This window comes from Mucilaginibacter sediminis, from assembly GCF_051903035.1.
Classification (GTDB): Bacteria; Bacteroidota; Bacteroidia; order Sphingobacteriales; family Sphingobacteriaceae; genus Mucilaginibacter.
Map to the genome: position 1 here is coordinate 4,585,618 of NZ_CP170602.1, position 19,615 is coordinate 4,605,232.

16 protein-coding genes are annotated in these 19,615 nt (G+C 44.3%); 10 read left to right on the plus strand and 6 right to left on the minus strand.

Translation table 11 applies throughout. From position 1 onward, the window contains the following. Positions 1 to 7 precede the first annotated feature (7 nt). Together ACFGVS_RS18705 and ACFGVS_RS18710 are read left to right on the plus strand one after the other, a co-directional pair. A complete protein-coding gene (locus tag ACFGVS_RS18705) occupies positions 8 to 424 on the plus strand; it encodes a single-stranded DNA-binding protein (RefSeq protein WP_090651585.1) in 417 nt (138 codons plus the stop codon). A gap of 145 nt (positions 425 to 569) precedes the next feature. Further along, positions 570 to 2,063 carry a serine hydrolase gene (locus ACFGVS_RS18710; RefSeq protein ID WP_439695119.1) on the plus strand — a complete coding sequence of 498 codons (1,494 nt, stop codon included), beginning with the start codon at positions 570 to 572 and terminating at the stop codon, positions 2,061 to 2,063. Between the two features lie 66 nt (positions 2,064 to 2,129). Here the strand turns inward: ACFGVS_RS18710 and ACFGVS_RS18715 are convergent, their stop codons facing one another. The 3 genes from ACFGVS_RS18715 to ACFGVS_RS18725 are packed head-to-tail and all read right to left on the minus strand — an operon-like array spanning position 2,130 to position 5,337. Continuing rightward, positions 2,130 to 2,735 (minus strand): hypothetical protein, encoded by a 606-nt coding sequence (locus ACFGVS_RS18715; RefSeq protein WP_439695120.1) that lies wholly within the window; start codon positions 2,733 to 2,735, stop codon positions 2,130 to 2,132. Continuing rightward, on the minus strand, positions 2,736 to 3,113 hold the full coding sequence (locus ACFGVS_RS18720; RefSeq protein WP_439695121.1) for a hypothetical protein: 378 nt from the start codon (positions 3,111 to 3,113) through the stop codon (positions 2,736 to 2,738). A 40-nt stretch (positions 3,114 to 3,153) separates the two neighbouring features. Continuing rightward, positions 3,154 to 5,337, minus strand: a complete 2,184-nt coding sequence (locus tag ACFGVS_RS18725) for a S9 family peptidase (protein WP_090651650.1) — start codon at positions 5,335 to 5,337, stop codon at positions 3,154 to 3,156. 104 nt (positions 5,338 to 5,441) lie between these two features. Here ACFGVS_RS18725 and ACFGVS_RS18730 point away from each other — a divergent pair, with 104 nt between their 5' ends. After that, the gene (locus ACFGVS_RS18730) at positions 5,442 to 6,971 is read left to right on the plus strand and encodes a serine hydrolase (RefSeq protein ID WP_439695122.1); all 1,530 of its coding nucleotides are present in this window, start codon (positions 5,442 to 5,444) and stop codon (positions 6,969 to 6,971) included. A gap of 100 nt (positions 6,972 to 7,071) precedes the next feature. Here ACFGVS_RS18730 and ACFGVS_RS18735 read toward each other — a convergent pair whose 3' ends face one another. Further along, on the minus strand, positions 7,072 to 7,353 hold the full coding sequence (locus ACFGVS_RS18735; RefSeq protein ID WP_090651582.1) for a hypothetical protein: 282 nt from the start codon (positions 7,351 to 7,353) through the stop codon (positions 7,072 to 7,074). A gap of 266 nt (positions 7,354 to 7,619) precedes the next feature. Between ACFGVS_RS18735 and ACFGVS_RS18740 the strand changes: the two genes are divergently transcribed. Continuing rightward, positions 7,620 to 9,956: an efflux RND transporter permease subunit gene (locus ACFGVS_RS18740; RefSeq protein WP_439695123.1), complete on the plus strand. Its 2,337-nt coding sequence runs from the start codon at positions 7,620 to 7,622 to the stop codon at positions 9,954 to 9,956. Positions 9,957 to 10,197: 241 nt separating this feature from the next. Then, entirely contained in the window at positions 10,198 to 10,974 is a 777-nt protein-coding gene (locus tag ACFGVS_RS18745; protein WP_439695124.1) for an SDR family oxidoreductase, read from the plus strand. A gap of 191 nt (positions 10,975 to 11,165) precedes the next feature. On the opposite strand, the gene ACFGVS_RS18750 is transcribed toward ACFGVS_RS18745, so the two are convergent. Then, positions 11,166 to 11,363, minus strand: a complete 198-nt coding sequence (locus ACFGVS_RS18750) for a hypothetical protein (protein ID WP_439695125.1) — start codon at positions 11,361 to 11,363, stop codon at positions 11,166 to 11,168. Positions 11,364 to 11,551: 188 nt separating this feature from the next. On the opposite strand from ACFGVS_RS18750, the gene ACFGVS_RS18755 reads away from it, so the two are divergent. From ACFGVS_RS18755 to ACFGVS_RS18775, 5 genes are all read left to right on the plus strand, one after another. Next, the gene (locus ACFGVS_RS18755) at positions 11,552 to 12,037 is read left to right on the plus strand and encodes a hypothetical protein (protein ID WP_439695126.1); all 486 of its coding nucleotides are present in this window, start codon (positions 11,552 to 11,554) and stop codon (positions 12,035 to 12,037) included. Between the two features lie 150 nt (positions 12,038 to 12,187). Then, complete coding sequence (gene ileS / locus ACFGVS_RS18760) at positions 12,188 to 15,592, plus strand: isoleucine--tRNA ligase (RefSeq protein WP_439695127.1); 3,405 nt, start codon at positions 12,188 to 12,190, stop codon at positions 15,590 to 15,592. After that, positions 15,593 to 15,976 (plus strand): TraR/DksA family transcriptional regulator, encoded by a 384-nt coding sequence (locus ACFGVS_RS18765; RefSeq protein WP_090651575.1) that lies wholly within the window; start codon positions 15,593 to 15,595, stop codon positions 15,974 to 15,976. It begins immediately after the preceding gene. Then, entirely contained in the window at positions 15,977 to 16,582 is a 606-nt protein-coding gene (locus tag ACFGVS_RS18770; protein WP_274210638.1) for a lipoprotein signal peptidase, read from the plus strand. It abuts the gene before it with no gap. A gap of 354 nt (positions 16,583 to 16,936) precedes the next feature. Then, positions 16,937 to 18,865: an LTA synthase family protein gene (locus ACFGVS_RS18775; RefSeq protein ID WP_439695128.1), complete on the plus strand. Its 1,929-nt coding sequence runs from the start codon at positions 16,937 to 16,939 to the stop codon at positions 18,863 to 18,865. A 113-nt stretch (positions 18,866 to 18,978) separates the two neighbouring features. On the opposite strand, the gene ACFGVS_RS18780 is transcribed toward ACFGVS_RS18775, so the two are convergent. After that, complete coding sequence (locus ACFGVS_RS18780; protein WP_439695129.1) at positions 18,979 to 19,503, minus strand: AAA family ATPase; 525 nt, start codon at positions 19,501 to 19,503, stop codon at positions 18,979 to 18,981. Positions 19,504 to 19,615 lie beyond the last annotated feature (112 nt).

A 19,615-nucleotide genomic window follows, 5' to 3' on the forward strand; every position in this document is an offset into this window, starting at 1 on the left:
TTATGGCATGTCTGGAATTAATAAAGTTATCCTTGTCGGCCATTTAGGCAAGGACCCTGAATTGCGTACATTAGATGGCGGAGTATCGGTAACAAGCTTTCCGTTAGCCACTTCTGAAACATTTAACAAGGATGGCCGTAAGATAGAGCAAACCGAGTGGCACAATATTGTAATGTGGCGCGGCCTTGCAGATATGGCTGCAAAATTTTTACAAAAAGGCAAACTGGTTTATATTGAAGGAAAACTGCGCACACGCTCGTTTGAAGATAAAGACGGCATTAAAAAGTACACTACCGAAGTAGTTGCCGAAAACTTTACCATGCTTGGCCGCAAAAGCGATTTTGAGGCCGAGGGGCCAAAGCCTGTAAAACACGGCGAACAGGTAACTTACGCAGACGGCGACGACCTGCCAGCTGCTTACTAAAATCAACATTCAAGTCAAATTATAATCACAACCCTTTGCACTTACAGCAAGGGGTATTTTTTGTGCCTTTTATTTAGATAGCAGGAGCGGGGCCAAGTTATATTTTATCGCTATATTGAGTGCATAAAACCTTTAGCCCAAAATCATGAAACTCTTAAAATGCCTGCTATTTATATGCCTTGCCCCCGCCATAGCGTTTGCACAAACCAATCCGAATATTCAGGAGTTTGACAACTACGTGCAGCAGGCCGTTACCGACTGGCATGTGCCGGGCCTGGCCATAGCAATAGTTAAAGATGGCAAGGTAGTATTTACCAAAGGCTATGGCGTACGTGAACTGGGCAAGCCCGATAAGGTTGATACACAAACTATTTTTGCCATTGCATCAACAACCAAGGCCATGACCGCCGCCTGTGCCGCCATGCTTGTTGACGAAGGTAAACTGCACTGGGATGATAAGGTAACAGATTACCTGCCCGGTTTTCAGCTAAATGACCCCTACGTAACCCGCGAACTAACCGTACGCGATTTATTTTTGCACGATACCGGCGTAGGCAATACAGATTATTTATGGGCCTACATGAACATTCCTGCTGATGAGATGCTTCGCCGTTTGCGCCTGGTAAAACCAGAATATGGCTTCAGGGCCGGCTTTGTGTACCAGAACATATTTTATGTAACCGCCGGTAAAGTAATTGAAAAAGCCAGCGGCATACCCTGGGAAGACTTTGTGCAGAAAAGGATTTTTACACCGCTAAAAATGACGCGCTCTGTTCCTACCTTCAGCAAAATCAAAGGGGTACCTAATCAATCATCAGCCCATATTAAGGTTGATAGCAGTATTGTTGTGGCCCAAAAGGATGTTACGGATGCCATTGGCCCGGCGGGTGGCGTATGGTCGAGCGTAGAGGATATGGCCAAATGGGTTAATTGCATGCTGGATAGCACCAAGTATAACGGCAGCCAGCGCCTGCTTAAACCCGAAAGCTGGGCCATGCTGCTTAAACCGCAAACCTTTGTCCCCGAGAGTGAATTTTACCCCACAGCCCGTGTTACAAAACCCCATTGGATAACTTACGGACTGGGCTGGTTTCAGCAGGATTACCAGGGGCAAAAAGTTGATTTTCATACCGGCAGCTTAACCGGCCTGGTTGCCATAAACGGAATGATTGTAGATAAAAAGGTAGGCGTATACATACTGGCCAATCTTGACCACGCCGAACTGCGTCACGCCCTGATGTTTAAAGCCTTTGATTTTTTTGCATTAGGCGGCAACCGCGACTGGAGCAAGGAATTCTTAGCACTTTATGGAGATATCCTTGCCAAACGGCAAAAATCAACCAAAGAATATGAAGCCAGGCGGGTGATGGGCACCCATCCTACACTTGACTTGAAAGCCTATGCCGGCACCTACTCCGATCCGCTTTACGGAACAGTAGTAATAACCGCCACCGCCGATAAACTAACATTCAACATCAATAATTTTATAACCGCCGAAGCCACCTGCTGGAACTATGACACCTTTGTTGGCTCATACGCACGCAAGGAGTACGGCAAAATTGGGGCAACGTTTAACATTGATGAACTGGGTAAAGTGAGCACGGTTAATGTGGATGGGATGTTACTGACGAGGCGGTGAAGATGATCATTTGAAGGCAGAAATTTTGCTAAAATGAGAAACTGTTGATTTACTGCATCTCATAATTTATTTTTTCAATTTCAACCGAAATTGTTTTGCCCATTCAGGCAATTCAATTATTTCCTCCACGATTTCGCCTCCCACAACAGTCATTAAAGGTGTCATTTTTATTAATTCGCCTGGTGCCTGAAAGTTCTGATAAAGGTGAACAGATGTAAAACTCTTATAAAAAAGGCCGAGGTTTAGAAGGCTATATTGGTAATTATAATTTATATTTTCAACGCTAACACTGTGTCCGCCTTTTGCTACTCTCAAATTTACCCGATCAATACTTGCTTCCACCGAGTCCAGGCCCATAAATATAAGCCTTGACTCGTATCCTTTAACTGCAAATTGTTTAACGGAGTCTATTACTTCGGCAGTACGGAAATTTGTTTCAAAAGCTGCGTCAGCACCTTTACTTATAACTTCAAGCTTCCATGCGGGAAAAATATTATCATTGACCGACATCCGGATATAATCTTCATCAAGGTCATAAAAGGTTCTTTTTAATTTCAGGAATTCGACATCTCCATCGAAAATACTCGTCCCAGGAGCTATCATTTCTGCAGACAAGCTACTTTTGCCGGCTCCATTTGGCCCGGCAAAAACATATAGCTGCGGTTTATTCACTTAAGAAAATGTTTTAACAGTATAAACCTTACCTGTTTGGGAGTTAACCCGGACTAACTCTTTACGATTATGATATTCATGAATAAGCAAGTCGTTACTAACACAAAGTTCATCGCGATAGCTATTATACAGCCCAAGATTTAAATTCTCTCGTTGTATATTTTTAATTTGCTTTTTCAGCAATGAAGATTGTTCCGTTAGCGAACGCTCAAAAATTGGTTTAAACTTCCCCATGGCTCTAAGAGTTTTTATTGTTAAGCTAAGCCAATCAAAATTACAAATAAAAAAACTAATTTCAATATCGATATGCCCCTTGCGCATGAGGAAATACCCCAAACAATCAAACTTATAAAACAAAACGCCAGGTAACAAAGCCATTAAACATGTAACCCGGCGTTTTTAATACCAAACCTACATCCTATCTCCCACCCGGCGGGCAATGCTCTTTCAAATATTTGGTGAACATGGTGTGCAGGTGCAGGCTGGTGCCCGGGCCTTCAAAAATACCGTGGGTACGGTTGGGGTATGCCATTAGTTCAAACTGGCGGTTGTATTTAACCAGCTCGTTAATCAATTCTTCGGCGTTTTTGTAATGTACGTTATCATCGCCTGTGCCATGTATGTACAGCAGGTTACCGCGCAGGTTCTTGGCATAAGTAATTGGCGATCCTTTGATAAATGCCGCCCTGCCTTCGTCATTAACCGGTACGCCCATGTAGCGTTCCTGGTAAATGTTATCATAAGTTAACTGGTCGCCTACCGCTGCTACAGCTATCCCTGTTTTGTAAATCTCGGGGTATTGGAACATCAGGTTAAGGGTTGATGAACCGCCGCCGCTCCAGCCGTGTACTGCAATGCGGGAGGAATCAACAAACGGCCATTTCAGGATCTCTTTGGCTGCCATGGCCTGGTCGCGAATGTTGATGATGCCAATATTTTTATAGATAGCCTTGCGCCATGCCGTGCCTTTTGGGGCTGGTGCGCCACGCCCTTCAACAGACATGTATATGTAGCCATCGTCGGCCATGCTGCCTACGTATAAGCCATTACGGCCGGTGCCCCAGGTATCAGTTACTGTTTGGCCGGCGGGCTCGCCGTAAACGGTAAATACAACCGGGTATTTTTTATTCGGATCGAAGTTGGTTGGCTTCATCATCCAGCCGTCCATTTCAATGCCATCAACCGTTTTCACTTTAAAAAACTCAGGTTTATTTTTAGCGTCTTTATTAACAGCAATCACGTTGCCGCCAATATGCTTGTGATTGGGCAGGCTTACCACTTCGCTTGCAGGCGGGGTATAGCTATTGCTAAAATTATGCAGCGCCACTTTTCCGTTAGGCGAAATATCGTAACCATGGGTACCTGGCTGATCAGCAGGCGAAACACGTTCGGCCTTGCCACCGGCCAGTTTTATGCGGTATAAATATTTCTGGGTAGCATTATCCGGCGAAGCCATAAAATAAATATAGCCACCGGCCTCGTCAATCAGGCTTACGGTAATTACATCATAATCGCCCTTGGTAAGCAGGGTTTCTTTACCCTCGCGGCTCACGCGGTAAATGTGTTTCCAGCCGTCCTTTTCGCTTACCCATAAAAAGTCTTTGCCTTTGTTTATCCATTCCCAGCCAATTGGGTCGCCATTGTTCCAGCGCTCTTTACCGTCAATCCATGAGTTGCTTTTTTCCTCACGGATAAGGCGGGTTGTGCCGTTTGATATATTGCCGATAAATACGCGGCTTTCGGTTTGGGCGCGGTTCAGTTGCTCAACAATAATTTCGTTGGGGCTTAAAGTCCATTCCATACGGGGGATATAGTGCTGCACGTTATCGCCGGGAATATCCATCCATTTGGTGGTAGCAGTGCTGACATCAACCACCCCAATTTTTGCCGAACTTGGGTCTTCGCCCGCCACAGGATATTCTACCGGTACCACAAACGGATATATCGAGTCGGTTGTGTTCAGCATATAATAGCTTTTAATTTTGGTAGCATCTATCTTCCAGTAAGCTATATTGCGGCTATCGGGCGACCAGCGAAAACCATCGCGGCAGCCAAACTCCTCTTCGTATGCCCAATCAAAAGTACCGTTAATAACGTGGGTACTACCATCGGTAGTCAGTTGCTTAACATCGCCGCTGGCCAGGTCTTCTACATAAATATTATGGCCGCTTACATAAGCAGCTTTAGTTGCATCGGGCGATAGTTTGGCAAACATCAATGACGATTCGGGCAGATTTTTCCCTAATTGCCATAGTTTTTGCGTGCCGGTATCAAACACCCAATAATCGCCACGGGTATCATAGCGCCATACTTTTTTGGTATTGGTGTTAATGAGCACTTTTTTTCCATCGTCAGATATGGTAAACCTTTTTACACCAATAGGTGTTTTGCCTTTGGGTGTAAGCATAGCAGCACTTATCCAAACTGTTTTTTTGCTGCTGTCGCGGGTATCGTAAACGGTAATCTCGCCGCCCGTTGTTTTATAATACTGATAGCCATCATTGGCCCAGTGTGTAGGTGCGCGTTGCGCTTTAGCCAGGTTATTGTTTAAAATAAACAGAACGATTAACAGGAACGACCAGCCTGAACGGTAAAATTTCATATAAAATACTTTGAATAATGAATGCGGCATTATTTTAAAAATAAGCAATGCCGCCGTAAATTTTGCGTTAAATTAGCACATTCGCCAAGCATAAAACCAGTGTAATGAAAAAAATACTTCTACTTATTGTTCTCTTTGTTTCATTAGTTACTGTTACCCAGGCCCAACGCGCCAACCGGAGCAAGTTTATAAGCGACAGCCTTGACCTGTATGTAAGCCGAGCCCTAACCAACTGGCGCATCCCGGGCGTAGCTGTATGTATTGTTAAAGAAAATAAGATTGTGCTGATGAAAGGTTACGGCATTAAGGAACTTGGCCTGCCAAACCTGGTGGACGTAAACACCTTATTTATGATAGGCAGCAATACCAAAGCCTTTACGGCTACTGCCCTGGCCATACTGCAAAGCAGCGGCAAACTTTCGTTAGATGATAAGGTAACCAAATACATCCCGGAGTTTAAGCTTGATAATAAACTTGCCGGCGAGCAGGCCATTGTACGCGACTTATTATGCCACCGCCTTGGGCTGCAAACCTTCCAGGGCGATTTTACTTTTTACAATACCAACCTTAGCCGCGAAGAAATTATTCAAAAGCTGGGGCAAATTAAGGCGCCTTATCCTTTCCGCACCAAATGGGGCTATACCAATTCGGCATTTTTAACGGCCGGCCAAATTATCCCGAGAGTAACCGGCAAACCCTGGGAAGTTTACCTGAAAGAAAACATTTTTGCCCCGCTGGGCATGAGCAACACCCTTGCCCTTACGGCCGAAATGCCCAAATCAATAAACCGTACCGTACCACATACCTTAAATGATGGCCGGCTAACCGCTATACCTTATTGCCAGATAGATGGGCTTGCGCCGGCCGGTGCTATCAGCTCGTCGGTAAATGACATGAGCAAGTGGGTTATGGCATTGCTGAATGACGGCAAAGTTGGCAACAGGCAGGTAATTCCGGCGGCGGCGATACAGGCCACCCGGCAACCACAGGATATTGTAGGCAGCGAACACCACCTAAATGGCGAAAACAATTTTGAACTATACGGGTTGGGCTGGTTTATACAGGATTACTCGGGCCACCGGCTGGTGATGCACGATGGCGGGGTAAACGGATATTTATCTTCGGTGACATTATCTCCGCAAGACCACCTGGGCATTGTCATTTTAACCAATACCGATCAGAACCAGTTTTTTGAAGCCCTGCGCTGGGAAATATTAGATGCTTATTTTGGCCAGGGATACCGCAATTATAGTGATACTTACCTGGCTAATTACAAAACCCGCGCCACTGCCGACCAGGCCACAGATAAAAAGCTGCGCGATTCGGTGTTGTTAAACCTGCGCCCTGCCTTACCCGCCGAAAACTATACCGGCAAATATACCAACAGCCTTTACGGCAGCATGACTGTAACCCAGGGCGAGAATAACGACCTGGAGATGCGTTTTGAACACCATCCTAAAATGTTTGCCAAACTGCAACCTTTAGGTGGCAACCGCTACTACGTAACCTTTTCAGATCCTACTTTAGGCAAGGCGGTGTTCCCCTTTACCGTTCAAAACGGCCGGGTAACCGGCGTACGGGTTAAAGTAGCCGATTTTGTGGAGCGTAATCCTTATGATTTTAAGAAGGAGTAGTGTGGTGAATGGAGAGCGCGGTGAGTGGTCAGTGGTCAGTTGTGAGTAGAAGTTACATTATAGGCTCACTACTCACTGTTAACCATTGACTACTCACCACCTAAAACTTCAAATTCGACTTAAGCCAAACCTGTACATCTTCCTGGGTAAATATTTCGGCGGGCAGTTTATCGTGAATAAGTTTTTCCATTTTGTTGCCCGTATTCGCAAAACGGTAATCCCACAATATCATCAGTTTGTTTATCAGGTAAACAACTTCGTTGCCTTCATCTTTTGCAAACGGGGTTGCATCTGGTTTGCCGTTTACGCGTGGATCATTTTGGGTATAATTAGTCCATTTGTAATCAGTATAATGCAGGTTTCGCTTCGAAAAAAGGATCATGAGCTTAAAGAATTTCTTTAAAGGTACGGATAATTAACCCGGTATTTGGCGATAGCCCATTTTATATGCGCCTAATCATTAAAATAAAGTTAACAAATTGCGGTAGTACACAGCTTATAGTAACGTCGTTAGCAAGCTTTAACAGGCGGTAACATTATTTCTTGCATTTTAAATTTTGGATACCTCCCTATTGTCATAAAGTCAATATCTTCAACGGGGGGTTAAATCTAAATTCGTAGTTTAGCGGCGGTCATAATTTACTGTTCATGTTCTGGAAAAAAACAGCATCATTTATTCTTAAAAACAGGCTTCTTGTGTTGATAAGCGTTGTGGCGTTAAGTGTTTTTATGAGCTATGAGGCATCCAAAGTAAAAATAACTTTTAATGGCGGCAAGGTGTTGCCCGTTACCGATTCGGCCTATATCCGGTATAACCAGTTTAAAAAAATGTTTGGCCAGGATGCATCGTCCATGGTTATCGGCATCAAATCGGATAAAATTTTTGACAAGGATGTATTTAACGATTGGTTCCAGATCGGCAACGATTTGAGGCAGGTAAAAGGCGTTAAAGCAGTTATTTCGGTAGCCAATGTTTATAACCTGCAAAAGGATACCGCCCAACATCGTTTTATCATCAAACCATTGGTTACCGGCATGTTGCCAACAGCACAGGCGGTTGATAGTATAAAACAAAAGCTGGCCAGCCTGCCATTTTATAAAGGGGTGGTATTGAGCAACGATGGCAAATCAACCCTGATGGCTATCACTTTTGATGATAAAATCATCAACACCCCGTACCGTGTACCTATCATCAACAAAATAAAAAAGCTGGGTGCAGCATTTGAACAAAAGCACGGCATTAAAGTGCACTACTCGGGTCTGCCGCTTATCCGCACCGTGGTTGGCGATTTGGTGGCGCATGAGTTTTCGATGTTCCTGAGTCTGTCGGTGTTAATTACCGCTATCATACTGCTGGCGTTTTTCCGCTCGTTTTTCCCGGTGGTGTTCCCCATCATCATTGTTGTGCTCGGGGTGATTTGGAGCCTGGGCACACTGGTACTGATGCATTACGAAATGACTATCCTTACCGGCATCATTCCGCCGCTTATTGTGGTTATCGGCATTCCCAATACCATCTTCATCCTTAACAAATACTACCACGAATATGAGTTGTGCGGCGATAAAATGAAAGCGTTGCACCTGGCTATTGAAAAAGCCGGCATAACCACCTTTATTGCCAATATTACAACCGCCATAGGTTTCGGCGTATTATGCTTTACCAACAGCGAACTGCTTACCCAGTTTGGCCTGGTAGCCTCTATCAGCATTATAGCTACTTTTGCTTTAAGCTTAATTTTAGTACCCATTATTTTCAGCTACCTGCCATCGCCTAAACCACAAAAGGCCGGCATTAAGGATAGCAAACTGATGGCCAAAGTACTTAGCGGTTTAGATAAGCTGGTGCATAACAAACGCAAAACTATTTATATAGGCACGTTGGTATTAATTGCCATATCGTGCGTAGGTATTTATCAAATAAACATTAACGGCTTTGTGGTTGACGACCTGCCCCAGCATAACAACACGCTGGAAGACCTTAAATTTTTTGAGGCCAACTTTAACGGCGTATTGCCCTTAGAGGTAAGCATTGATACCAAACGTAAAAACGGCGTGGTAAACCTGGGCGTAATCCGCAAGGTAGAGAAGCTTGAAAAACTAATTTCGTCGTACCCGCAGTTTAGTCGGTCGATATCGCTTATCCAGGTTTTAAAATTCAGTACCCAGGCTTTTTACGGCGGGGCGCCCGAATATTACCGGCTGCCCGATGGACTGGAGCAAAATTTTATCCTGAACTATGCAGGCAACTCTACGGGGAAAGGCACCAGCGCGTTAAACAGTTATGTAGATAGCACCAAACAGGTTACCCGCGTAACGTTTGAGATGGTTGATGCAGGGTCAAAAAAAATGAATGTGGTGCTGGCCGAATTGCAACCGCGCATCGACTCTATCTTTAACCCTAAAAAGTTTCATGTAGAGCTTACCGGCAGCAGCATCATATTTATTAAAGGCACCAATTACCTGCTTATTAACCTGTATGAAAGTTTGGCCTGGGCTATTTTCCTGATTGCCATTGTAATGTGGATATTGTTTCGAGGTGTTAAAATGATAGCTGTATCCCTGGTACCCAACCTGGTACCGCTTATTATTACAGCCGGCATTATGGGGTTTTTTGGCATTCCGCTTAAACCCTCAACTATCCTCATCTTCAGTATAGCCATGGGTATTTCATCCGACCAGACCATTTATTTCATCACCCGTTACCGCCACGAACTGCGCAACACCCGCAAAAGCATATCGGTAATTGTATCCGATACCATCCGCGAAACCGGGGTGAGCATGATATTTATAGCAACAGTACTGTTTTTTGGCTTTGGTGTTTTTGTGGTATCAAAATTTGGCGGTACACAGGCCCTGGGCATCCTGCTATCAATTACATTGTTAGTAGCGATGATCAGCAACCTTACCCTGTTGCCGGCATTTTTATTAACGCTTGAAAAAGGGGTGGACAGGAAAAAAATAAAGGGGCCGGATATAGAGGAGTAGGCCTCACCCTGCCTTCTCCAAAGGAGGAGGTTCGCTTTAATAATGACATGTCGAACGAACGAACCGGGGCAGGGCTTGGGCGCAGCGGTGAGGAGAAATCTTATACCCCCCGCATTCGAACTTTGCCTCATGGGATGCAAGGCGTATAAGATTTCTCTTCGCACCACTCCACTTTGGCCTCCCTGGCTCATTCGAAATGACATTTTCCTTTTAGAATTTAACTAAACGAAGAACGTTTAACATGGATCTTAAACTCAACAACAAAGTAGCCCTGGTGCTGGCAGCCAGCAAAGGGTTAGGCAAGGCAATAGCCACAGCGCTATCTGCCGAGGGTGCCAAGGTAATTATCGGCTCGCGCGATGAGGCAGAGTTAAATAAAACTGCCGGGGAAATCAGGAAGCTAACCGGTAACGAGGTTGTGGTTATTCCTGTTGATGTTTCCAGCGCTGATGAAATTGATGCCTTTGTTGCCAAAGCAGCAGCCACATTTGGCCGGATAGACATTTTGCTGAACAACGCCGGCGGGCCACCCTTTGATAAGTTTGAGAACTTTGACGATGAGCAATGGCAAAAAGCATTTGAGCTTAACCTGCTTAGCGTTGCCCGTTTTAGCAAACTGGTATTGCCCCATATGCAAAAAACCGGTAGCGGCCGAATCATCAACATCATCAGCGGATCGGTAAAGGCGGTGCTGGGCAATTCTGTACTATCTACTACCATGCGCATGGGCGTTGTGGGTATGGCCAAATTAATGGCCGACGAATTTGGCCCTTACAATATCACCGTAAACAATGTGGCTCCCGGCTTAATCCTTACCGATCGTATTAAGCACACTTTCCCTAAAGATGTCGACCCGGAACAAGCTATAAAAGACAAAGCAAAAACCATCCCCCTTGGCCGCATTGGAAAACCCGAAGAGCTGGCAGCCCTGGTTGCATTTTTAGCATCAGAACAAGCAGCTTACATTAGCGGGACTACAATACAGGTTGATGGCGGGGCGAATAGGGCTATCTTTTAACAGGATTTAGAGATTTTGCAGGATTGACAGGATTTTTTTTGTCTGAACTCGGATTAAGCGGATTTATCAGATTATAAAGGATTTTGTTGACTGTCCGGGGCGGGCAGGAGAAACAATTCATATTCCAATCAAGGATCTGCAAATCACAATCAAAAAATCCGATAAATCTGCTTAATCCAAGTTCAGAACCTCTATTTACTCTCCTTCAAATTATCAATAATCAAAGTAATGATACTCACTATCGCGGCCATAATTAAACCGGTGGCGGCACCCTGCATGTAAACTTTCCAATTGGAGCCTTGTAAAGCCGGGATTACCATTGTTGCCGAAAACAGGATCACGGCTACTAACAACATTAATATCGTGCGCTTTACTTTATTATTTTTCACCCGTCTAAATTAAAAAAAACCTCAGCAATTTTCAGTTATTATAATTAACTAAAAAACAACAAAATACAATTGCGAGCGCTACGACCTTCTACCTCGACATCGACGTTTCCTGCCGTGGGTATACCAATCCTCATTATTCTTTTATATGATTTTTAAATGCGATATTAGCGGTATAATTACTAAACCTTATGATAAAAAATAAAGCCGCAGCGATCCTCTTTATATTTTCATTTTTTTTAGGATGCAAAAAAGACAACAGCCCCGCGTCGCCCCCGGTTAATAATACCTGGACATTTGATAACATAACCAATGTAGTAACATCTACATCTCGTATAGATGCCTTTTTGGGAAAGAAAGCGATAGTGTTTTATGCAAGTGAACAAGGTAGTAAAGCGAAATTGTATGCGGTTTTTAAATCGCTCCCAACGAAATCTGATAATTACCAGATTGTTGAATATAGTGATGAAATTGACGATAACAAATGTTTACTAGAAGGCACCGACAGTGCTGGGAATCCTTTTTCACCTTATCTTTATAATGACCCGAAGCCACCGGTTTTAACCGTGACTTTAAAAGCAAACAACAAGATTGCGTTATCGATACCTGAGATTAGTGTTTCCTTTCCACAACCAAGCTTTGTATTTAAACTGAAAGGCTCTTTGTACGAACAATAAACGCGTTTATTTGAGTATCTGACACCCTGGTGGCTAAGGATAATGCGATTTTTCTATTCCTCAAATTCAGATGGTTCTGCTTTTTTAAATATAAATTTCCGTATTTTTGCAACCTCTTAAAAAAGAGGTGATAAACGGTAGAATATATACATGTACAAGGAATATAAGCAGTTAAACTTATCGCAAACAGGCAAGGAAGTACTTAAATTTTGGAAAAAGAATAACATTTTCGAAAAAAGTATCAGCAATCGCCCGGAAGATAACCCATACACTTTTTACGAAGGGCCGCCGAGCGCTAATGGTATGCCCGGTATTCACCACGTAATGGCGCGTTCTATCAAGGATATTTTTTGCCGCTATAAAACTTTAAAAGGTTACCAGGTTAAGCGTAAAGGCGGCTGGGATACTCATGGCCTGCCCATTGAGTTGGCTGTTGAAAAAGCTTTGGGAATAACCAAAGACGATATCGGCAAAAAAATCACCGTTAAAGAGTACAACGATGCCTGCCGTAAGGAGGTAATGCGCTATACCGATGTGTGGAACGATCTGACCGAAAAAATGGGTTACTGGGTCGACCTGGAAGATCCGTACATCACCTACAAAAACGAATATATTGAAAGCCTTTGGTGGATACTGAAGGAATTTTATAAAGCGGGTTATTTATATAAAGGGTACACCGTACAGCCTTATTCACCAAAATCGGGTACCGGTTTAAGCTCGCATGAACTTAACCAGCCGGGCACTTACAAAATGGTGAAAGATACCACCATTGTTGCTCAGTTTAAAGTAAAACGCGACCAGGATTCGGCCTTTTTGTTTGAGGGCGTAAATACCGATGTGTTTATACTGGCCTGGACAACCACCCCCTGGACACTGCCTTCAAACTGTGCCCTTGCCGTTGGCGAGAATATCACCTACGTTAAAATAAACACGTTCAATCCCTATACTTTTGAACCAATTTGCGTTGTTTTAGCAAAGGACCTGGTAAAAAAATACTTTAAGGCCGAAGGGGAGAATGCTTCCTTTGATGATTACAAAGGCGGCGACAAGATCATCCCATGGACGTTAGCAGCCGAATTTAAAGGAAGCCAGTTATTAGGCATCCACTACGAGCAGCTGATGCCTTATGTAACCAATGACGACCTGGAGAAAAACGCTTTCCGTGTTATCCCTGCCGATTTTGTTACGACAGAAGACGGTACAGGCATAGTACACACCGCATCAGTTTTTGGCGCGGATGACTTCCGGGCCTGTAAAGAAAACAACGTACCATCGGTAATGGTGAAAGACGAGAATGGCAAGGAGGTTCCTTTGGTAGACAAGCAGGGCCGTTTTGTTGACGAGGTTACCGATTTTGCAGGCCAATACGTTAAAGAAGAATATTATACCGCCGAAGAGCGTGCCGTGGAAGGTTTCAGGGCCACCGACGTGCAGATCTCGATTAAACTAAAAACTGAGAACAAAGCCTTCGACGTAAAAAAATACGAGCACAGTTACCCGCACTCCTGGCGTTCTGACGAACCTATTTTATACTATCCGCTGGATAGCTGGTTCATCAAAACTACTGCCGTTAAAGATAAAATGGTAGCGCTCAACAAAACCATCAACTGGAAACCCGAATCGACCGGTACCGGCCGTTTTGGTAACTGGCTTGAAAACCTGGTTGACTGGAACCTGTCGCGCTCCCGTTACTGGGGAACCCCGCTGCCTATCTGGCGCGAGGAAAATGGCGGCGAAGAAAAATGCATTGGATCGATTGCCGAACTTAAAGCCGAGATTGAAAAATCAATAGCAGCCGGTTTTATGCCTGCCGGCTTCACGCTGGAAGATATGCACAGGCCTTATGTAGATGATGTGATATTAACCTCATCAACCGGTAACAAAATGTTCCGCGAGCCCGACCTGATTGACGTTTGGTTTGATAGCGGCGCCATGCCTTACGCGCAATGGCATTTCCCGTTTGAAAACCAGGAAGAATTTGCGAAGGCCTATCCTGCCGATTTTATTGCCGAAGGCGTTGACCAAACCCGTGGCTGGTTCTTCACCCTGCATGCTATAGCCGTAATGCTGAGCGAGTGCAGCGATGAGGTAAAAGCCGTTAACGAAAAAGTAGGCAATGGTGGCGTTGCCTTTAAAAACGTGATCTCGAACGGTTTGGTGCTGGATAAAAACGGCAACAAAATGTCTAAACGTTTAGGCAACGGTGTCGATCCGTTTGAGACTATCGAACAGTTTGGCGCCGATGCGCCGCGCTGGTACATGATTAGCAATGCATCGCCATGGGATAACCTGAAATTTAATGTAGAAGGAATCGACGAAGTCCGCCGCAAGTTTTTCGGTACGCTTTATAATACCTACTCATTCTTTGTGCTGTACGCCAACATCGATAAGTTCACTTACAGCGAGGCCGAAATTGAGATCAGCAAACGCCCGGAGATTGACCGTTGGATTATATCCCTACTAAATACCTTAACCCAGGAGGTTGACGGTTTTTATGCCGACTTTGAGCCAACCAAAGCAGCCCGTGCCATACAGGAATTTGTGGATGCGCATTTCAGTAACTGGTTTATCCGCTTAAGCCGCCGCCGTTTCTGGAGGTCGGATAATTCGGATGATAAGTTATCGGCATATCAAACGTTATATACCTGTTTAATCACCATCAGCAAGCTGATGTCGCCTATAGCACCTTTCTTTGCCGATAGGTTATACAGCGATTTAAACAGCGTTACAGGCAAAGAAGCTTATGAATCTGTTCACCTGGCTTACTTCCCTGAGTATAACGCCAACCTGGTTGATACCGACCTGGAAGAGCGTATGAAACTGGCCCAGGACGTTTCATCTTTGGTGTTATCATTACGTAAAAAAATAGGAATTAATGTAAGGCAGCCGCTAAGTAAAATCCTTTTACCTATATTAGATAAGGACTTTAAAGCACACGTGGAGCTGGTTAAGGAATTGATATTATCTGAAACCAACATTAAGGATATTGAGTATATTACCGACACTGCAGGCTTCATCAAAAAGAAGATAAAGCCAAACTTTAAAGCCCTTGGGCAAAAGGTAGGCAAGGACATGAAAGCAGTAGCCGAGGCGATAAATAACTTTACAAATGAGCAGATAGCCGAGCTGGAAGCGAACGGGAGTATTGATTTAGAAGTGACTGGCGCCAACGCACTCACTACTCACTACTCACTACTCACCACTGACGTAGAGATTATCGCCGAAGACGTACCCGGCTGGCAGGTTGCAAACCAGGGCAAACTAACCGTTGCTTTGGATGTTACTATAACCAACGAGTTAAAACAGGAGGGTATAGCGCGCGAATTAGTAAGCCAGATACAACGACTTCGCAAGGAAAAAGGCCTTGAAGTAACGGATAAAATAGATATTAAGCTTTTTGACCACCCTTACATCAGCGAAGCGGTAAAAAATAATTTAACCTATATTTGCGCCGAAGTTTTGGCCGTGGGTATAACACTTGATACCCAGTTGAATGAAGGCGATTTAATAGCCATTGACGGACATGAAATTTTGATTGTAATTAGTAAAATATAAATGAAAGTAGAAAACGAAAAAACCAGATATTCTGAGTCAGACCTGCAGGAATTTAAAGCGCTAATCCTGGATAAACTGCGTATTGCTAAAGAAGAATTAAACTCGCTTGCAACATCATTAAGCTCGCCAAACGCGAACGGCACCGATGATACCGCAGGCACCTATAAAACATTGGAAGATGGCTCGGCCACACTGGAAAAAGAACAAATTAACCAGTTGGCAGCCCGTCAGAAAAAATTCATCGATCAGCTGGAAGCTGCATTGGTGCGCATTGAAAACAAAACCTACGGTATTTGCCGCGAAACTGGTAAACTGATCCCTAAGGAGCGTTTGCGCGCGGTGCCACACACCACCATGACGATGGAAGCAAAAATGAGGCAATAAATGAAGGCTGCTTACACCAAACCTTTTTTTACCGCTTTCATCATTATCCTTGCCGATCAGGCTATTAAAACCTGGGTACGCAGGTATATGTACATGGGCGAAGAAATTCGTTTCCTGGGCAGCCACGGCATGCTGCACTACACCGAAAATAACGGCATGGCATTTGGCATGGAGTGGGGTGGCGATGCCGGTAAGCTGGCGTTAACCCTGTTCCGCATAGCGGCGGTTGTAGGGATTGTATACAGTTTGGTTTACCTCATTAAACACAAATACCATCGCGGGCTGATCATGAACGTGGCGCTTATTTTAGCCGGCGCCGTAGGTAACATTATCGACTCTACCTTTTACGGCATCCTGTTTCAGCATGGCAAACTGTTTCATGGCCGCGTTGTAGATATGTTTTACTTCCCCTTGTTAAAGGGTACTTATCCAACCTGGTTCCCGCTGTGGGGAGGTGAATCGTTCGAGTTTTTCAGGCCGGTATTTAACCTGGCCGATTCGGCAATATGCGTGGGCGTTATCATGATCCTGCTATACCAAAAGCGCTACTTCAAACACGAAGTACCTGAGGTAGCAAGCCCCAACAGCGAAATGGTTGAGGAATAATGAACAACTAATAAAATATGCAAAAAAGCCGCTTAATGCGGCTTTTTTGTTTTCAGCACTTTTGGCATTTGAGAGGACACAAACGCCTTCCCAGATGCCTGCCGTTCTCTCGGAATAGCTGCCAGTAAGGGTACAGGCTACCGGAAATATTCATAATTTTATAACACTAACTAAACTCACAAGTTATTTTAAATTATGACAAAAAATCAAAGCAAGGTTTTTGCTTATTTATTACATTCGTTGCTTTTACAAGCGCCCCTGCATTTAAACGACGATAAATTCACAATTATTCCTTAACCGGGAATAACCACCTTTCGCCTTACACAATTTGGGGGTAGCCAAAACAATACTTTCATGGAAGATAAATTTAGGTTATCCGAATATAAGGTTCTTATATATCGCCTGTTTTTAGGCTACCTGTTCTACTTTATAGCCCGGGTTTTATTTTTTGCCTATAACACGCATCTGCTGGCCGTTGATAATCTTTCCACGCTGTTAAAACTTTGCTATTACGGGATGGCTTTTGATACCACTGCCCTACTGTACGTTAACAGCTTATTTATTTTATTAAGCATACTGCCTTTAACCGTAAACACCCGGCCGGGCTATCAAAAAGGCATTACCATTTTATATTTTGCGACCAATTTTTTGGCCTATGCCACCAATTTTGTCGATATCATTTACTACCGCTTCAGCCAGGTACGTTCAACCAAAGCGGCACTTGATGTATTGGCCGATGAAACCAATAAAAAAGCACTGTTCGAGCATTTCACCTGGGCCTATTGGTATATCCTGGTGATATACATATTGTGTTGTATTTGCTGGGTTTGGATGTACTCCCACGTAAAAGTTAAACCGCGGCCTGTAAAGCATTTGCAGCCCTACTTTATAACATCGGTAGTTTTGCTCCTTGTTGCTGTGGCGCTGGTTATCGGCGGTATCCGGGGCGATTTTGCACACAGTACCAGGCCTATCAACATGGTTGATGCCTATAAACACGTTACTGTGCCCAACCAGGGCGATGTGGTTTTAAATACCCCCTTCGCCATTATCCGCACAATCAGCAGCAACAATTTTAAGCTTCAGCATTGGACAACTACAGATTATATTAACGCCAATATTAAACCAATAAAACAGTACAACAGTAAGCCAGCTGCAAAACCCAACGTGGTGATCATTATTTTAGAGAGCATGGCCAAAGAGTATTGGGGTAGTATGAACAGGGGCGCCAATATACCAGGCTTCGTATCGTATACACCGTTTTTAGATTCGCTGTCTGGCAACAGCCTGATATTTACCAACGCCTACGCCAATGGCCGCCAGTCTATCCATGCTATGTCGTCGGTTTTGGCGGGCATTCCTTCGTTTCAAACAGCTTTTACTTCGTCGCCTTTTGCCAAGCAAAAAATCGAATCTATCGTGTCAGTATGTAACAGCATGGGATACCAAACTTCGTTTTTTCATGGCGCGGCAGATGGTTCGATGGGCTTCCAGGGCTTTGGCAGCATTTTAGGGTTTAAAAATTATTACGGCAGAACAGAATATAATAACGACAGGGATTTCGACGGCATCTGGGGCATTTGGGATGAGCACTTTTTTCAGTTTATGGGCAAAACACTCAGTACCCAAAAACAGCCCTTTATGGCCACTTTGTTCAGCCTGTCATCGCATGACCCATATCAACTGCCCGAAAAATATAAGGCCAGGTTTAAGGGTGGCCCCCTCGCAATTGATAAATGCGTTCAATATACTGATAACGCGCTGCGGATATTTTTTAACTATGCCAAAACCCAGCCATGGTACAGCAACACGATTTTTGTAATAACTGCCGACCACACCAGCCAAACGTACTATCCCGAATACAGTGAGGGCGTTAACCGTTTTGCTGTGCCGATATTGTTTTATAGCGCCAATAATGCCTATGGACTAAATGGCGTGCGCACCGATCTGGCCTCGCAAATGGACATATACCCATCGGTTGCAGATTTAATAGGCTACAACAAACCCTTCAGGTCGTGGGGTCGAAGTTTGATTAACCCTGCACCTGCCGAATTACCAAGGGTAATCAACTCCACCGGCAATATTTATCAGCTGATGCAGGGCAATTACACCTATTTGTTCGACGGGAAAAATATTACCGGGATATACGCCGTTGCCGACAAAGGCCTGAAAAAAAACCTGATGACTAACAACCCGAATCCCGAAATGAATACCGGCATAGCCGATTGCAAGGCCTTCATCCAGGATTATGCCGACAGGATTGTAAATAAGAAGCTGAATTGAGGCGGAACGGCGATCACATTAAGAATGTGCAGATTTCAAATTCCAGATGTGCAGATTGAATTTGTACATCTGAAACGGCGACGCCCTCAACGTAGTTAACCTGCACACCTGGCTCATTTCGCCATAAACTTGTCTATTGCTTTTACGGCGCTTTCATACCTATCTGTGCCGATGCCTGATATCACCACATAATCAGCATTAAGGGCACGAAGTTCTTTATGCCAAACATCCATGAAATACTCCCGTTTGGTAGGGAAATTGCGTAACGGATCATCCTGCCAGGGCAGATCTATGTTGAGCAGGAGGTATAAATCGTAAGGGTGCCGCGGCAATTCGTCCAATACTTCCTGTGGCGAGCGGCCAAACATTTCTTCGCTCCATATTTTTACGGTGATAAAAGTGGTATCGCAGATCAGTATTTTATTGGCCGTGGGCAGCAACTGTTCTTCCAAAGCCAGCTGGCCGTAAAACATATTGATCTCGTCCTGCCAGGTGCAAGGCTCTGTCAGTTTTTCGCAATAACCACGCGCGTACTCAGGCACGGCAATGGTTTGATAATGCGCCGCCAGGTAATCAGACATGGTTGATTTTCCTGTCGATTCGGGACCTACTACTGCTATTTTAGGGATGTGGGGCATGAGTTTAAAATTTCAAATGTGCAGATATGCAAATTTCAGATGTGCAGATGATGTATTGACTTCGTCTTGCACATTTGTTAATAGCTAATTGTTTTTGATTTCATCTGCACAT

Bases quoted from the DNA above. Each gene is read 5' to 3' on its own strand.
- ACFGVS_RS18705 (WP_090651585.1), top strand. From the start codon at position 8: ATGTCTGGAATTAATAAAGTTATCCTTGTCGGCCATTTAGGCAAGGAC.
- ACFGVS_RS18710 (WP_439695119.1), top strand. From the start codon at position 570: ATGAAACTCTTAAAATGCCTGCTATTTATATGCCTTGCCCCCGCCATA.
- ACFGVS_RS18720 (WP_439695121.1), bottom strand. From the start codon at position 3,113: ATGGCTTTGTTACCTGGCGTTTTGTTTTATAAGTTTGATTGTTTGGGG.
- ACFGVS_RS18725 (WP_090651650.1), bottom strand. From the start codon at position 5,337: ATGAAATTTTACCGTTCAGGCTGGTCGTTCCTGTTAATCGTTCTGTTT.
- ACFGVS_RS18730 (WP_439695122.1), top strand. From the start codon at position 5,442: ATGAAAAAAATACTTCTACTTATTGTTCTCTTTGTTTCATTAGTTACT.
- ACFGVS_RS18735 (WP_090651582.1), bottom strand. From the start codon at position 7,353: ATGATCCTTTTTTCGAAGCGAAACCTGCATTATACTGATTACAAATGG.
- ACFGVS_RS18740 (WP_439695123.1), top strand. From the start codon at position 7,620: ATGTTCTGGAAAAAAACAGCATCATTTATTCTTAAAAACAGGCTTCTT.
- ACFGVS_RS18745 (WP_439695124.1), top strand. From the start codon at position 10,198: ATGGATCTTAAACTCAACAACAAAGTAGCCCTGGTGCTGGCAGCCAGC.
- ACFGVS_RS18755 (WP_439695126.1), top strand. From the start codon at position 11,552: ATGATAAAAAATAAAGCCGCAGCGATCCTCTTTATATTTTCATTTTTT.
- ileS (WP_439695127.1), top strand. From the start codon at position 12,188: ATGTACAAGGAATATAAGCAGTTAAACTTATCGCAAACAGGCAAGGAA.
- ACFGVS_RS18765 (WP_090651575.1), top strand. From the start codon at position 15,593: ATGAAAGTAGAAAACGAAAAAACCAGATATTCTGAGTCAGACCTGCAG.
- ACFGVS_RS18770 (WP_274210638.1), top strand. From the start codon at position 15,977: ATGAAGGCTGCTTACACCAAACCTTTTTTTACCGCTTTCATCATTATC.
- ACFGVS_RS18775 (WP_439695128.1), top strand. From the start codon at position 16,937: ATGGAAGATAAATTTAGGTTATCCGAATATAAGGTTCTTATATATCGC.
- ACFGVS_RS18780 (WP_439695129.1), bottom strand. From the start codon at position 19,503: ATGCCCCACATCCCTAAAATAGCAGTAGTAGGTCCCGAATCGACAGGA.